Source organism: Streptomyces bobili (assembly GCF_002154575.1).
Lineage (GTDB): Bacteria > Actinomycetota > Actinomycetes > Streptomycetales > Streptomycetaceae > Streptomyces > Streptomyces bobili.
Window position 1 is genome coordinate 265 of record NZ_MUBA01000418.1, and the last position, 14,697, is coordinate 14,961.

Below are 14,697 nucleotides of genomic sequence, written 5' to 3' on the forward strand. Positions count from 1 at the left end.
GCGATCGGCGGGAGCGAGCCGCGCCCTGTGCGGACCGGTACGGGTGCGATCGGCGGGAGCGAGCCGCGCCCTGTGCGCACCGGTATGAAGGTGATCGGCGGGAGCGAGCCGCACGCCGTGCGCACCGGTACGAAGGGGGCGCCGCTCCGGTTCGGCGACCTGTTCGAAGGGTGGCGGTACATCCTCGCCCACCCGGCCCTGCGCCCGCTGTTCTTCAACACGGTCCTGGTCAGCGGCCTGATCATGGCGACTTCACCGCTGCTCGCCGTTCTCATGCTGGGCGACCTCGGGTTCGCCCCCTGGCAGTACGGCCTCGCGTTCGGCCTGCCCTGCGTCGGCGGCATCATCGGCTCACGGCTGGCCCCCCGGCTCGTCGCACGGTTCGGCCGGCACAAGGTCATGCTCACCGCCGGGACCCTGCGCGCGTGCTGGTCGATCGGGCTGGCCTTCATCCGCCCCGGCGTGGCCGGGCTCGTGCTCGTCATCGCCGTCGAGTTCGCGCTGATCACCTGCATGGGCGTGTTCAATCCGGTGTTCGCCGCTTACCGGCTCGACCGGACGGCGACGGACCGGGTCGCCCGCACCCTGTCGGCATGGTCGGTCACCAGCAAGGCGACCGTCGCGGCCATGACCGGGCTGTGGGGCCTGCTGGCCGGCATCACCGGCCCTCGCGTGGCGATCGCCGTCGCCGGCCTTCTCATGCTGATCACCCCCTTCCTGCTCCCCCGGTACGACCGCACGCCGCACCCCGGGCGAGATCTGGCCCGGAGTCCGACGTGACGCCCCAGCCCTCCTCATCCATCAGCCGCACGCTCCCCATCACCCCAGAAGCGCCCCGAACCTCTCCCGGTATGCGGCCAGTTGCTTCTCGTACCCGGCGATGAAGGCGGTCTGTTCACCGGACCCCATCGTGGTCGCGGGCAACTCCGCCTGAAGGAAGTCCGGTATGTCGTGGAACACCTCGACGGCCGCCTTCCAGCGGTCCCCTCCGTGGCGCCTCGCGAGCTGGAAGTTCCTCATCAGGGATCCCAGGCCGGCAGCCAGGAGCTTGGTGGGCACCTTCTTCCCGCGGAACGCGTCCCCTTCGGGCGGCTGTCCTTCGGACGTGGCGAGGCGGTGCATCACCCACAGAGCGGCGCGCAACTGCCCAGCGGCGAAATGCCCGTTCGGTGTCTCGGTCGGCATGCTGCATCCGTACCCGCCGTTCCGGTGCGTTACGAATCCGATTCCTGGAACGTGAGTACAACTATCGACAGTCTGTGCGAGTCAACGTGGCATGACTCACAGGACTTTCAGACGGACGAGAGGACTCGTCGCCACCACCCTGGGCGTCGGCATCCTCATCACCGGCGTGGCCGCCGCGACGCCCGCCGCGGCCGCCACCCCGACGGTCAGCTGTACGTCGGCCAAGGCCGGTCTCGCCGCCAAGCTGAAGAAGGACATCACCGCGGCGCTCGCCACCCGCAAGGGCACGGTGGCCGTCGGTCTCTACGACCGCACCACCAACACCACTTGCACACTGCGCGCCTCCACCGCCTACGACTCGGCCAGCGTCGTCAAGGTCACCGTTCTCTCCGCGTTGCTGTGGGACGCGCAGAAGCACCACAGGGCGCTGACCACGCGGGAGAAGTCCCTCGCCACGGCGATGATCACCAAGTCGGACAACGCCTCCACCACCACCCTGTGGAAGCAGCTCGGCATGACGAAGATCAGGGCCTTCCTCACGGCGGCCAAGATGACGCAGACCAAGCCGGGCGCAAACGGTTACTGGGGGCTGACCCAGATCACCGTCACCGACGAGCAGAAGCTGCTCAAGCTCCTCACGGCCAAGAACGCCGTCCTCACCGACACCTCACGCGCCTACGTCAACAAGCTGATGGCGGGGGTCGTCTCGTCGCAGCGCTGGGGCACCCCGTACGGGCGGCCCGCAGGGGTCAGCTGGCACGTCAAGAACGGCTGGCTGTCGCGCGCCACCCACGGCTGGCGGGTGCACAGCGTCGGCACGTTCAAGGGCGGCGGCCACGACTACGCCATCACCGTCCTCACCCACGGAAACAGCACGATGAGCTACGGCATCAACACCATCCAGGGCGTCGCCAAGGTCATCCACCGGGACCTCGCCGCCTCCTGAGAGGCGACGGATCGGGCGAACGGACCGGCCATCTTTCACGGCGTGTCCCACCGGCCGTCACCCGCCCGCCCTACGGTGACACCCGGCCGCCCTACCGTGACCCCATGCGCCTGCGAACCGTACTCGCCACCTTCACCGCCGGCCTGGCGGTGGCCACCAGCCTGGCCGCCGCCGGCCCCGCGAACGCCCAGCAGAACAGAACGGACGGAACGGACAGAGCGACCAGGGCGGACAGGTCAGACGGGCCGGAAACGGGGGACAGGCCGGACAGGCCGGACAGGCCGGACAGGCCGGACAGGCCGGACAGCGCCTGTTCCCCCTCGGTCTCCCTCGACCGCTTCTCCGACGCCCTCGACAAGACGACGCACGACGGCACCTTCGTCGGCAACTTCTCCGCGCTCGCCGTGGACCGGGACGGCTCGCTCGCGGCCGTCTCCGACCGCTCCTCCCTCTTCCGGCTCGACCCGCGGACCCTGCGGCCGGCCGGGGTCGTCCCCCTCGCCGACGAGAACGGCGCCGCCCTGGACTCCGAGGGCCTGGTCGTGGACCGGGACGGCACCCGCCTGATCACCTCCGAGACCGAGCCGTCCGTACGCCGCTACGGTCCGTCCGGCGCGCTCCTCGGCCGCCTTCCCGTCCCGGACGCCCTGCGGGTCGCCCCGGCCGGCCGCGCGGTCCCCAACGGCACCTTCGAGGGCCTGACCCTGCTGCCCGGCGGCCGTACCCTGCTCGCGTCGATGGAGTACGCCCTCTCCGGCGACGCGGCCGGCACGGTCCGTTTCCAGACCTGGACGCGGCGGGGCGGCGAGTTCACGCTCGGCGCGCAGTACGCCTACCGGGCCGACGCCGGGCTCGGCGTCCCCGAGGTCCGGGCGACCCCGGACGGCCGCCTCCTCGTCCTGGAGCGCGGCTTCACCGCGGGCGTCGGCAACACGGTCCGCCTCTACCTCGCCGACCCGCGCCGGGCCACGGACACCAGCGGCGTCGAGAACCTGACGGGCCAGGACGGGGTACGCCCGATCGGCAAGACCCTGCTCGCCGACCTCGTGACCTGCCCGTCACAGGGAGCGACGGCGAAGCAGCCCCAGCCGAACCCGCTCCTCGACAACATCGAGGGCATGGTGATCACGGGCCGGAGCAAGGGCGCGCTGAAGGTCCTGCTGGTCAGCGACGACAACCAGAACGCGGTGCAGACGACCCGGTTCTACTTCCTGCGCGTACGCGTCTGACCTACAGCTCGAAGCTCCCCGATTTGTTGCGGAGGGATGAAATCCGGTTCATGTCACGTTGGTGCCTTCTGGAAGATCAGGCCGATCAGGCGGATCAGATGGATCAGGTCGAACGGAAGGCACCGGCGTGGCTGCGCAACGGGGATGGGCACGGCGACTGGCGAGCTACGCGTGGCGCCATCCGACGGACGTCGTCCTCGCCCTCGGTTCCTCGCTGGGCGGCATGGCCGTCATGGCACTGGTCCCGCTGATCACCAAGGTCATCATCGACGACGTGGTCGTCGGTCACACCCGCGACATGGCCCCCTGGGCGGGCGCCCTGATCGGCGCGGCCCTGATCGTCTACGCCCTCACCTACGTCCGCCGCTACTACGGTGGCCGTCTCGCCCTCGACGTCCAGCACGATCTGCGCACCGAGATGTACGGGACGATCACCCGGCTCGACGGCCGCCGCCAGGACGAGCTGTCCACCGGACAGGTCGTCGGCCGGGCCACCAGCGACCTCCAGCTCATCCAGGGCTTGCTCTTCATGCTCCCGATGACCATCGGGAACATCCTGCTCTTCCTGATCTCCCTGGGGATCATGGCCTGGCTGTCGCCGCCGCTCACCCTGGTCGCGCTGGCCGTGGCCCCCGCCCTGTGGGTGATCGCGAAGCGCAGCCGCAGCAGGCTGCACCCCGCCACCTGGTACGCGCAGGCGCAGGCCGCCGCCGTCGCGGGTGTCGTCGACGGCGCCGTCAGCGGCGTACGCGTGGTGAAGGGCTTCGGGCAGGAGGACCAGGAGACCGGAAAGCTGCGTGAGGTCGGCCGCCGTCTCTTCGCGGGCCGGATGCGCACCATCCGCTTCAACTCGCGGTACACCCCCGCGCTCCAGTCGGTCCCCGCGCTCGGCCAGGTCGCGATGCTCGCGCTGGGCGGCTGGCTCGCCGTGCACGGGCACATCACCCTCGGTACCTTCGTCGCCTTCTCCACCTACCTGGCGCAACTCGTCGGCCCGGTCCGCATGCTCGCCATGGTCCTCACGGTCGCCCAGCAGGCCCGCGCCGGCACCGAACGCGTCCTGGAACTGATCGACACCGAGCCGTCGATCAAGGACGGCACCAAGGAGCTGCCCGCCGACGCGCCGGCGTCCGTGGAGTTCGACGACGTCTCCTTCGGCTACGCGGACGGCCGCCCCGTCCTGGACGGGCTGAGCTTCGAGATCCGCCCCGGCGAGACCCTCGCCGTCGTCGGCTCCTCCGGTTCCGGCAAGTCCACGGTCTCCCTCCTGCTGCCCCGCTTCTACGACGTGACCCGCGGCGCCGTCCTCATCGGCGGCCACGACGTCCGCGAGCTGACCCAGGACTCGCTGCGGGCCGCGATCGGCCTGGTGCCCGAGGACTCCTTCCTCTTCTCGGACACGGTCCGCAGCAACATCGCGTACGGCCGTCCGGACGCCACCGACGAGGAGATCGAGGCCGCCGCCCGCGCCGCACAGGCCGACCGGTTCATCGCCGAGCTGCCCGCGGGCTACGCCACCAAGGTCGGCGAGCACGGCCTCACCCTCTCCGGCGGCCAGCGCCAGCGCGTGGCCCTCGCCCGCGCCATCCTCACCGACCCGAGGCTGCTGGTCCTCGACGACGCCACCTCCGCCGTGGACGCCCGCGTCGAGCACGAGATCCACGAGGCCCTCAGGCACGTCATGGAGGGCCGCACCACCCTCCTCATCGCGCACCGCCGCTCCACCCTCAACCTCGCCGACCGCATCGCCGTCCTCGACGCCGGCCGGCTCGCCGACCTCGGCACCCACGAGGAACTCCAGGAACGCTCGGCCCTGTACCGCCGCCTGCTCACCGACCCGGACGAGCTGGGCGGCGTCTCGCCCGGCCACACCCGCCCCGAGGAGCCCTGCGAGGACACCTCGGTACGGGACGAGCTGGACGCCGAGTTCGACGCCGAGCGCGGGGTCACGCCCCGGCTGTGGACCGGCGACCGCGAGCCGAAGGACACCGCCCTCGCCGGTACGCCCGCCACCCCCGAGCTGCTCGCCCAGGTGGAGGCGCTGCCCCCGGCGACCGACGTCCCGGACGTCGACGAGGCTCGCGCCGTCGCCGCCGAGGACTCCTACGGCCTGCGCCGGCTGCTGCGCGGCTTCGGGGCGCCGCTGCTGATCAGCCTCGGCCTCGTCGCCGTGGACGCCGGCATGGGCCTGCTCCTGCCGGTGATGATCCGGCACGGCATCGACGACGGCGTCACCCGGATGGCCATCGGCGCCGTCTGGACCGCGTCCCTGCTCGCGCTGCTCGCCGTCGCCGTCCAGTGGGTCGCGCAGACCGGCGAGATCCGGATGACCGGCCGCACCGGCGAGCGGGTCCTGTACGCGCTGCGCCTGAAGATCTTCGCCCAGCTCCAGCGGCTCGGCCTCGACTACTACGAGCGGGAGCTGACAGGCCGGATCATGACGCGGATGACGACCGACGTCGACGCGCTGTCGACGTTCCTGCAGACCGGCCTGGTCACCGCGTTCGTCTCGGTCGTCACCTTCTTCGGCATCATGGCCGCCCTGCTGGTGCTCGACGTGCAGCTGGCCCTGGTCGTCTTCGCCACCCTGCCGCCGCTGATCATCGCCACCTTCTTCTTCCGCCGGGCAAGCGTGAAGGCCTACGAACTCGCCCGTGAGCGGGTGTCGACGGTCAACGCCGACCTCCAGGAGTCGGTGGCCGGACTGCGCATCGTGCAGGCCTTCGGCCGCGAGCGGGACGGCGCCGAGCGGTTCGCCGAGCACAGCGACAGCTACCGGCAGGCCCGCATCCGCGGCCAGTGGCTCATCTCGGTCTACTTCCCCTTCGTCCAGCTGCTGTCGTCGGTCGCCGCCGCGGCCGTCCTGATCGCGGGCGCGGGCCGGGTGGACGCGGCGACGCTGACGACCGGCGCGCTGGTCGCCTACCTGCTCTACATCGACCTGTTCTTCGCGCCCGTCCAGCAGCTCTCCCAGGTGTTCGACGGCTACCAGCAGGCCACGGTCTCGCTGGGCCGCATCCAGGAGCTCCTCCAGGAACCCACCTCCACGAAGACCGCCAAGGAACCCCAGAGCGTCCCCTCGCTGCGTGGCGAGATCGCCTTCGAGGACGTGCACTTCACCTACGGCGAGGACGAAGAGGCCCTCACCGGCATCGAGTTGCGCATCCCCGCCGGGCAGACCGTCGCGTTCGTCGGCGAGACCGGCGCCGGCAAGTCGACCCTGGTGAAGCTGGTGGCCCGGTTCTACGACCCCACCGGCGGCCGGGTGCTGGTCGACGGCACGGATCTGCGCACCCTCGACCTCACCGCGTACCGCCACCGGCTGGGCGTCGTCCCGCAGGAGGCGTACCTCTTCCCCGGCACCGTCCGCGACGCCATCGCCTACGGCCGTCCGGGCGCCGGCGACGCCGAGGTGGAGGCGGCGGCGCGGGCGGTCGGCGCGCACGAGATGATCGCCACGCTGGACGGCGGCTACCTCCACGAGGTCGCCGAGCGCGGCCGCAACCTCTCCGCCGGTCAGCGCCAGCTCATCGCGCTGGCCCGCGCCGAGCTGGTCGACCCCGACGTCCTGCTCCTCGACGAGGCGACGGCCGCCCTGGACCTGGCCACGGAGGCCCTCGTCAACCAGGCCACCGACCGCATCGCGGGCCGCCGTACGACGCTGGTGGTCGCCCACCGGCTGACCACCGCCGCCCGTGCGGACCGGGTCGTCGTCATGGACGGCGGCCGGGTCGCCGAGGACGGCACGCACGACGAACTGCTGGCCCGCGGCGGGCGCTACGCCGCGCTGTGGCGGGCGTTCGTCGGGGCGGCCGAGCCGGAGGAGCAGGTCGGCGCGTCCCGCTGACGGTCGTCGCAACCATCCGACACATGCCGTGCGTCCGTACACCTGTACGCCCATCCGTACGGTCCTGCGTACGGCATCTGTGGGAGGGGTCGAAGACCGTGGACAGTGGTGCGATACGCCGACGGCTGGGGGCGGGGCTGGCCGTGCTGACCGCGTCCGTCCTGCTCGCGGTGGCGGCACCGGGCAGCGCCCAGGCCGCGCCCTCCTCCTGCACCGGCCGCCAGGTGCGGATGCTGCCCTTCTCCACCGGCTCCGTCTTCGTCTACAAGAACGGCGGCCGGGTGTGCGCCGTGACCATCCAGAAGCACCCCGGCACGAAACGGGTGGTCTCGGTGAGTGTGCAGGCACGCGGCCACGTGGCCGTCCGCAAGTCCCGCAAACACGTGCGCAGTTCGCCGCCGGTCGAGGTCTATGCCGGTCACCGCTGTGTGCGGGTCTCGGGCTCCGTGGGCAGCGGCAGGTACACCTCCGGCTGGATCCTGTGCTGAAAGCCTGCATCCTGTGCTGAACCCCGCCCCGGCCGGCCTGCGCCAACTTCCCTGATCAGGCCCGACATTCGGCCCATTTGCCAAACCCCTCTGGTGTGACGGGTGTTGCTCCGATAGCTTCCGGCGCACATCTGTCTCACAGGGAGGGTGCACGCGCATGCGCAAGGCGCTCAGATGGCTGCTGGCGTTCACCGTGCTGATCGGCACGCTGACCACGGCCGGAGCGGCCACCGCCGCCCAGCCGGAAGCCGCGGACATCAAAGACCGGCTCCTCTCCGTTCCCGGCATGAGCCTGGTCCAGGAGAAGCCGTACCCCGGCTACCGCTACTTCGTCCTGAACTACACCCAGCCGGTGGACCACCGGCACCCCTCCAAGGGCACGTTCGAGCAGCGGATCACCGTGCTGCACAAGGACGTCAGCCGCCCGACGGTCTTCTACACCGGCGGCTACAACGTCTCCACCAACCCCAGCCGCCGCGAGCCCACCCAGATCGTGGACGGCAACCAGGTCTCCATGGAGTACCGCTTCTTCACACCGTCCCGCCCCGACCCCGCCGACTGGTCCAAGCTGGACATCTGGCAGGCCGCGAGCGACCAGCACCGCATCTTCACGGCGCTGAAGGCGCTCTACCCCGAGAACTGGATCTCCACGGGCGGCTCCAAGGGCGGCATGACGGCCACCTACTACGAGCGCTTCTACCCGCGCGACATGGACGGCGTCGTCGCCTACGTCGCCCCCAACGACGTGGTGAACAACGAGGATTCGGCCTACGACCGCTTCTTCGCGAACGTCGGCACCAAGGAGTGCCGCGACCGCCTGAACGCCGTGCAGCGCGAGGCACTGGTGCGCCGCGAACCACTGGAGAAGAAGTACGAGGCGTACGCCGCCGAGAACGGTTACACCTTCACCACCGTCGGCAGCCTGGACCGCGCCTACGAGGCCGTCGTCCTCGACTACGTCTGGGGCTTCTGGCAGTACAGCCTGCTGTCCGACTGCGACTCGATCCCCGCCGACGCGAAGAACGCGACCGACGACGAGATCTGGACCTCGATCGACACGATCTCCGGGTTCTCCTTCTACGCCGACCAGGGACTGTCCCCGTACACCCCGTACTACTACCAGGCGGGCACCCAGCTCGGCGCGCCCACCATCCACTTCCCGCACATCGAGAAGAAGTACGTCCGCTACGGATACCAGCCCCCGCGCAACTTCGTCCCCCGGGACATCTCCATGAAGTTCCAGCCGTGGGCGATGCGTGACGTCGACACGTGGGTGAAGCACAACGCCCGCCACATGCTGTTCGTCTACGGCCAGAACGACCCGTGGGGCGCCGAGCCCTTCCGTCTCGGCAAGGGCGCCAAGGACTCCTACGTCTTCACCGCGCCCGGCCTGAACCACGGCGCCAACGTGGCCGGCCTCGTCGCCGACGAGAAGGCCCTCGCCACGGCCCGCATCCTGGACTGGGCGGGCGTCGCCCCGGCCGCCGTCCAGGAGAACGCCGCCGCGGCCAGGCCGCTGGCGAAGTTCGACGCGAAGCTGGACGTCCGGGACGTGGAGCGCGAGCCCGCGCTGCGCCCGTAACCCCAGCTCAGCCCGACCACGACGGCCGGCCGGCTCCCCGCCGGCCGGCCGTCGTGCCATGTGGTTCCGGCACCGGCCTCAGTAGCTGAGGCCGTGCCCGATCGGGTACAGCACGCTCGCCGGTTCGTCCGGACGCTGCACCGGCACCGGCAGCCGGCCCTGCGGCGCCACGGCACCCGCGATCACCCGCGCCGCGGCCCGCAGTTCGACGTCCGTCCAGGAGTACGACGCCAAGTACGCCTTCACGGACGGCAACTGGGCCACGTCGTACGGATTGCGGACCGCCACCGCGACCACCGGCCGCCCCGTCGCGAGCAGTTGCCCGACGAGGGCTTTCTGCGGACTCGTCGCGGAGACGTTGTACGTCCCCACCACCACCGCGTCCGCCTCGCCCGCCGCCGTCACCGCGCGGGCGATCGTCTCCGCGGACGGGGCCGTACCCGTGGACAGGGCGGTCGCCGTGAACCCCAGCTCGGTGAGCGCGGCGGCCAGGACCCCGGTGGGCGGACCCGTAGTACCCGAGGGGGAGGCCGGGTCGGCGCCCACCACCAGCAGCCGCCGGTGCGTACGCGGCGACAGCGGCAGCAGGGCGCCCTCGTTGACCAGCAGGGTCGTCGTCCGCTCGGCGATCTCGTCGGCCGTCGCCAGGTGCGCCTTCGTGCCGACCGTCCGCCCGACCCGGTCCCGGCTGACGTACGGGTCGGCGAGCAGCCCCAGCCGGTCCTTCAGCCGCAGGATCCGCAGGACCGACTCCTCCAGCCGCGCCTCCGTCAGCTCCCCGTCCCGCACGGCCCGCAGCACGGCGTTCCAGGCGACGTCCAGCTTCGGCGGGTTGAGGAGCTGGTCGACGCCCGCCTTCAGCGCGAGCACCGGCACCCGGTCGTCGCCGTACTTCGTCCGTACGCCCGCCATGTCGAGCGCGTCGGTGACCACCACCCCGTCGTAGCCGAGATTTTCGCGCAACAGGCCGGTGACGACGGGCCGGGACAGGGTGGCCGGGTCGCCCGAGTCGTCGAGGGACGGGACCAGGATGTGCGCGGTCATGATCGAGTCGACGCCGGCCGCGATCGCCGCCCGGAACGGCACCGCGTCCAGCCTCTCCCACACCTCGCGGGTGTGCGTGATGACGGGGAAGCCGTAGTGGCTGTCGACGGCGGTGTCGCCGTGCCCGGGGAAGTGCTTGGCGGTCGCCGCCACCCCGGCCGCCCGGTAGCCGCGGATCTCCGCCGCGGCCAGCTCCGCCACCGCTTCGGGGTCCGCGCCGAACGAGCGGACGCCGATGACCGGGTTGGCCGGGTTGACGTTCACGTCGACGACGGGGGAGTAGTCCTGCCGGACGCCCATCGCCCGCAGCTCCCCGCCCGCGACCCGGCCGAGGGTACGGGCGTCGGTCCGCGACCCCCCGGCGCCGATCGCCATCGCCCCCGGGAACAGCGTGGCCGGCTCACCGACGCGCGCGACGATGCCGTGCTCCTGGTCGGTGGAGACCAGCACCGGCAGCCCGCGCGGCTGTCCGAGCGAGGCCCGCTGGAGCCCGTTGGAGAGGTCGGCGATCTGGAGCGGGTCGCGGGTGTTGTGCGCCCACGTGAAGTAGATGATCCCGCCCACCCGGTAACGGGCGATCAGCTCCGCGGCGGTCCGCACACCGAGTTCGGCGAGGTTCGCGTCGGCGTCCGCCTGGTCGGGGGCGGTCGCCGAATGGCCGTAGACCCGCGTGACGAAGACCTGGCCCACCTTCTCTTCCAGCGTCATGCGCGAGATCAGCGCCCGCAGGCGGCGGTCGGCGTCGGCGTGGGCGGTGCCGCCGACGGTGAACGCGGTGGCGAGAGCGGTGGTGAGGCCGGCGCCGGCGGCGAGGACGGTACGTCTGGAGGGCACGTGCGCTCCTTCCGGAGGGGTTCCGGGTGGTGATCCAGTGATCCGGTGATCGAGGAGTGATCCAGTGATCGAGTGATCCGCTGAAGGAAACTTCCGTCGCGTCAGCAGTAATCCGGAAGTTTCCGCCAGTCAAGGGAACGCGCGCGGTACCGCGGGGTTTGCCTTCTGGCCGCCCCCCTCTAGCCCTCCCGCGCCCACGGCCGTAGCTTCTCCGGGTTGCGGATGACCCAGATGCGGGTGACGCGCCCGTCGCAGATGTCGAACGCGGCCACGGTCATCACGACGCCGGCCCGCTCGGCCACCAGGCCGGGCACACCGTTGACCGACCGCTCCAGGAGTACGAGCCCGGGAGCCCGGTCGGCGATGGCGACCATGTACTCGGCGATACGCGCGCCGCCCTCCACCGGGCGCAGGACGGTGCCGACCATGCCGCCGCCGTCGGCGGTCATCACGGCGGCCGGGTCGAGGAGACCGACGAGCGCGGCGATGTCCTTGCTCTCCCACGCCTCCTTGACGTGCCTCACCACGTCCGCCCGCCCGGCCGCCGTCACCGGAGGGCCCGTGGGGCTCACCCGCCGCCGGGCGGAAGCCGCCAGCTGCTTGCAGGCGGCGGGCGTGCGGCCGAGCACGTCGGCGATCTCGGCGAACGGGTACCGGAAGACGTCGTGCAGGACGAACGCCACCCGCTCGGCGGGCGTCATCGACTCCAGGACGACGAGGAAGGCCATGGTCACCGACTCGTCCAGCACGATCTGGTCGGCGGGGTCCGCCGCACCGGTGGCTCCGCCGGGGTGGGCGCCGCCCGGGTGGTCCCCCTCGGCGCGGCCGGGCAGGGGCTCGGGCAGCCAGGCGCCGACATAGCGTTCGCGGCGGGCCCGCGCCGAGCCGAGCAGGTCCAGACAGATGCGGCCGGTCACCGTCGTCAGCCAGGCGCCGGGAGACAGGATCTCCTCCCGCCGGCTCCGCGGCAGCCCGTACCAGCGTGCGTAGGCGTCCTGTACGGCGTCCTCGGCCTCGGTCACCGAACCGAGCAAGCGGTAGGCGACATTGATCAGTTGGCGTCGCTCGCCGTCCGCCCCGTCCGTCCTGTCCGTCCCGTCCCCGACAGTCCCCATGCTCGTCGCCGCCCCCGCCTTACCTTTCGCAGCCCCGCGTCGTCGGGCTGGTGAGACCTTACCGATCTGCTGCCCGAGGGCGGAAAGAGGACTGTGACATGGCTGACACGGCCGGCATGGCCACTCAGGTGACGGCGACGGCTGGGGCGGACGTACGGCGCGGCTCCCCGTTCCTGCGGATCGCGATCGCCCTGCAGACCCTGACCATCTTCCTCCAGGCGGTCTCCGCCGGGATGCTGCTGACCTCGTCCTACGGAGCGACGCTGCACGATGTCGGCGCCCGTGTGATGTACGGGGCGTCGATGCTGTACCTGCTCGCGGCGGTGCTGGCGTGGAAGCCGGGCGGCGGCCCGATACGGCCCGTCTGGCACGCGTCGGGGTTCCTCGTCCTCGCCTCGGTCCAGGTCGTGCTGGGCATCGCACACGTCCCGTCGGTCCATCTCCCCCTGGGCGTCCTGATGTTCGGCCTGAGCATGCTGGCGCTGGCCCGACGCTGAGGCCCGCCGGGTCAGGGCCTGCCGTTCGGATCATGCCGGCGACGGCCTGATCCAAACGACAGGCCCTACCGGCTCTCGCGGTGGACCGTCGCCACCCTCGGCCAGTGCTCGCGCAGTACCCGCACCGTTTCCGCGATGGCCGGGCGGCGGGAAGCGCCGGTGCGCCACAGGGCGTACAGACGGCGTACCGGCATCGGATCGAGGGAGACCTCGACCGCGCCCGGGGGGAGAGGGCCCCGGCCGAGGCGGGGGACGAGGCCGACGCCGAGGCCGGCCGCGACGAGGGCGACGAGGGTCGGGTTCTCCTCGGCCTGGTGGACGAGGTCCGGCTCGTGCCCGGCCGCACGGAGGGTGCGGACCAGCCAGTCGTGGCAGACCCGGCCCGGCGGCTGGCAGATCCACCGCTCGCCGCCCAGTTCCTCACGCCGTACGCCCGTCCGCCCCGCGAGGGGATGCCCGACGGGGACCAGCAGATCGCACAGGTCGTCGCCGATGACCGCCTGCTCGACGCCCGCGGGGGCGGGCAGCGGGGCGATGTCCCAGTCGTGGACGACGGCGAGGTCCACGGCGCCCTTGGCGACGAGGCCCACCGACAGATGCGGGTCGATCTCGGTGAGGCGGGCGTCCAGCGCGGGGTGCCGGAGGGCGAGTTCGGCGAGGACGGAGGGCATCAGACCGCGGGCCGCCGAGCCGAACGCGGCCACGCTCAGCCGTCCCGCCGGCACTCCCCGGCGCTCCTCCAGCTCGGTCTCCGCCCGCTCCACGATCGCCAGCAACTCCTGCGCCGCGCCGACGAGTTGATGGGCATCGTCGGTCAGCCGGACGCCGCGGCCCTCGCGTTCGAGGAGGACGGTCCTGGTCTCCCGTTCCAGCTTGGCGATCTGCTGGGAGACGGCGGACGGGGTGTAGCCGAGCGCGGTGGCGGCGGCCCCGACGGTGCCGTGGACGGCGACGGCGTGCAGGGCGCGCAGCCGCTGGAGATCGAGCACGGGTTCCTCCCTCTCATCAGTTCTGCTACATCGAACCGTGCAGCAATCATCGCTGGTGCTTCACGGTCGGGGCGGGTGATCCTCGACGCATGCGACCAGCCCACCTCCTCCTCGCCGTTCTCGTCGCCGCCGTCTGGGGGGTGAACTTCGCCGTCATCGAGATCGGTCTGGGACACTTCCCGCCCCTCCTCTTCTCGGCCCTGCGCTTCCTGGTGGCGGCCCTGCCGGCGGTGTTCCTCGTGGGCCGCCCGAAGGTGGCGTGGAAGTGGATCGTGGCGGTGGGGCTGGTGCTGGGGGTGGCCAAGTTCGGGTTGCTCTTCGTCGGCATGGACGCGGGGATGCCGGCCGGACTGTCCTCCCTGGTCCTCCAGATCCAGTCGGTGTTCACGGCGGGCATCGCCTTCGCGTTCCTCGGCGAACGCCCCACCCCGGTCCGCCTGCTGGGCATGGCGGTGGCCCTCGCGGGCATCGGCGTGGCCGCGGCGGACGAGGGCGCCTCGGGCCCGCTCGGAGCGTTCGCCCTGGTCATCGCGGCGGCGGCCTGCTGGGGCGCCTCGAACGTCCTCACCCGCAAGGCGTCCCCGCCGGACGCGCTGAACTTCATGGTCTGGGTCAGCACGGTCCCCGTCCTGCCCCTCCTCGCCCTCTCCCTCCTGACCGAGGGCCCGGCCAGGGACCTGGCCGCACTGCGCGCACTGGACTGGCAGGGCGCCGGTACGGTCGTCTACGTCGCCTGGATCTCGACGGTCTTCGGCTTCGGCGCCTGGGGCTGGCTGCTGCACCGCCACCCGGCGTCCACCGTGGCCCCCTTCTCCCTCCTGGTCCCGGTGTTCGGCATGACCTCGGCAGCCGTCTTCCTGAACGAGCAGGTAAGCGGCCTGCGCTGGTGCGCGGCGGCCCTCCTGGTGACGGGAGTGGCCCTGACCTCCCTGCCCCCACGC

12 protein-coding genes are annotated in these 14,697 nt (G+C 71.7%); 8 read left to right on the forward strand and 4 right to left on the reverse strand.

What is annotated here, in order from left to right; all coding sequences use genetic code 11:
• The coding region (locus tag BZL64_RS28575; RefSeq protein WP_143663336.1) for an MFS transporter at positions 1 to 780 on the forward strand (780 nt) is incomplete at its 5' end.
• A gap of 39 nt (positions 781 to 819) precedes the next feature.
• Here the strand turns inward: BZL64_RS28575 and BZL64_RS28580 are convergent.
• Positions 820 to 1,185 carry a hypothetical protein gene (locus BZL64_RS28580; RefSeq protein ID WP_086772057.1) on the reverse strand — a complete coding sequence of 122 codons (366 nt, stop codon included), beginning with the start codon at positions 1,183 to 1,185 and terminating at the stop codon, positions 820 to 822.
• A gap of 91 nt (positions 1,186 to 1,276) precedes the next feature.
• On the opposite strand from BZL64_RS28580, the gene BZL64_RS28585 reads away from it, so the two are divergent.
• The 5 genes from BZL64_RS28585 to BZL64_RS28605 all read left to right on the forward strand — a co-directional run bounded on the left by BZL64_RS28585 (position 1,277) and on the right by BZL64_RS28605 (position 9,277).
• Complete coding sequence (locus BZL64_RS28585; protein WP_086772058.1) at positions 1,277 to 2,131, forward strand: serine hydrolase; 855 nt, start codon at positions 1,277 to 1,279, stop codon at positions 2,129 to 2,131.
• Positions 2,132 to 2,235: 104 nt separating this feature from the next.
• On the forward strand, positions 2,236 to 3,360 hold the full coding sequence (locus BZL64_RS28590; RefSeq protein ID WP_244205526.1) for an esterase-like activity of phytase family protein: 1,125 nt from the start codon (positions 2,236 to 2,238) through the stop codon (positions 3,358 to 3,360).
• Positions 3,361 to 3,487: 127 nt separating this feature from the next.
• Positions 3,488 to 7,207 carry an ABC transporter ATP-binding protein gene (locus tag BZL64_RS28595; protein WP_086772059.1) on the forward strand — a complete coding sequence of 1,240 codons (3,720 nt, stop codon included), beginning with the start codon at positions 3,488 to 3,490 and terminating at the stop codon, positions 7,205 to 7,207.
• A gap of 98 nt (positions 7,208 to 7,305) precedes the next feature.
• Complete coding sequence (locus tag BZL64_RS28600; RefSeq protein WP_086772060.1) at positions 7,306 to 7,695, forward strand: hypothetical protein; 390 nt, start codon at positions 7,306 to 7,308, stop codon at positions 7,693 to 7,695.
• A 157-nt stretch (positions 7,696 to 7,852) separates the two neighbouring features.
• Positions 7,853 to 9,277, forward strand: a complete 1,425-nt coding sequence (locus BZL64_RS28605) for a S28 family serine protease (RefSeq protein WP_086772061.1) — start codon at positions 7,853 to 7,855, stop codon at positions 9,275 to 9,277.
• 78 nt (positions 9,278 to 9,355) lie between these two features.
• Here BZL64_RS28605 and BZL64_RS28610 read toward each other — a convergent pair whose 3' ends face one another.
• Both BZL64_RS28610 and sigJ read right to left on the reverse strand, forming a co-directional pair.
• On the reverse strand, positions 9,356 to 11,155 hold the full coding sequence (locus BZL64_RS28610; RefSeq protein WP_086772062.1) for a glycoside hydrolase family 3 protein: 1,800 nt from the start codon (positions 11,153 to 11,155) through the stop codon (positions 9,356 to 9,358).
• A 179-nt stretch (positions 11,156 to 11,334) separates the two neighbouring features.
• The gene (gene sigJ / locus BZL64_RS28615; protein WP_086772063.1) at positions 11,335 to 12,270 is read right to left on the reverse strand and encodes an RNA polymerase sigma factor SigJ; all 936 of its coding nucleotides are present in this window, start codon (positions 12,268 to 12,270) and stop codon (positions 11,335 to 11,337) included.
• A 116-nt stretch (positions 12,271 to 12,386) separates the two neighbouring features.
• Here sigJ and BZL64_RS28620 point away from each other — a divergent pair, with 116 nt between their 5' ends.
• Entirely contained in the window at positions 12,387 to 12,767 is a 381-nt protein-coding gene (locus BZL64_RS28620; protein ID WP_086772067.1) for a hypothetical protein, read from the forward strand.
• A gap of 65 nt (positions 12,768 to 12,832) precedes the next feature.
• Here the strand turns inward: BZL64_RS28620 and BZL64_RS28625 are convergent, their stop codons facing one another.
• Positions 12,833 to 13,756 (reverse strand): LysR family transcriptional regulator, encoded by a 924-nt coding sequence (locus tag BZL64_RS28625; RefSeq protein WP_086772064.1) that lies wholly within the window; start codon positions 13,754 to 13,756, stop codon positions 12,833 to 12,835.
• Positions 13,757 to 13,845: 89 nt separating this feature from the next.
• Here BZL64_RS28625 and BZL64_RS28630 point away from each other — a divergent pair.
• Positions 13,846 to 14,697 (forward strand): EamA family transporter (locus BZL64_RS28630; RefSeq protein WP_086772065.1); only part of this gene is annotated, 852 nt, incomplete at its 3' end.

Bases quoted from the DNA above. Each gene is read 5' to 3' on its own strand.
- BZL64_RS28580 (WP_086772057.1), bottom strand. From the start codon at position 1,185: ATGCCGACCGAGACACCGAACGGGCATTTCGCCGCTGGGCAGTTGCGC.
- BZL64_RS28585 (WP_086772058.1), top strand. From the start codon at position 1,277: ATGACTCACAGGACTTTCAGACGGACGAGAGGACTCGTCGCCACCACC.
- BZL64_RS28590 (WP_244205526.1), top strand. From the start codon at position 2,236: ATGCGCCTGCGAACCGTACTCGCCACCTTCACCGCCGGCCTGGCGGTG.
- BZL64_RS28605 (WP_086772061.1), top strand. From the start codon at position 7,853: ATGCGCAAGGCGCTCAGATGGCTGCTGGCGTTCACCGTGCTGATCGGC.
- sigJ (WP_086772063.1), bottom strand. From the start codon at position 12,270: ATGGGGACTGTCGGGGACGGGACGGACAGGACGGACGGGGCGGACGGC.
- BZL64_RS28620 (WP_086772067.1), top strand. From the start codon at position 12,387: ATGGCCACTCAGGTGACGGCGACGGCTGGGGCGGACGTACGGCGCGGC.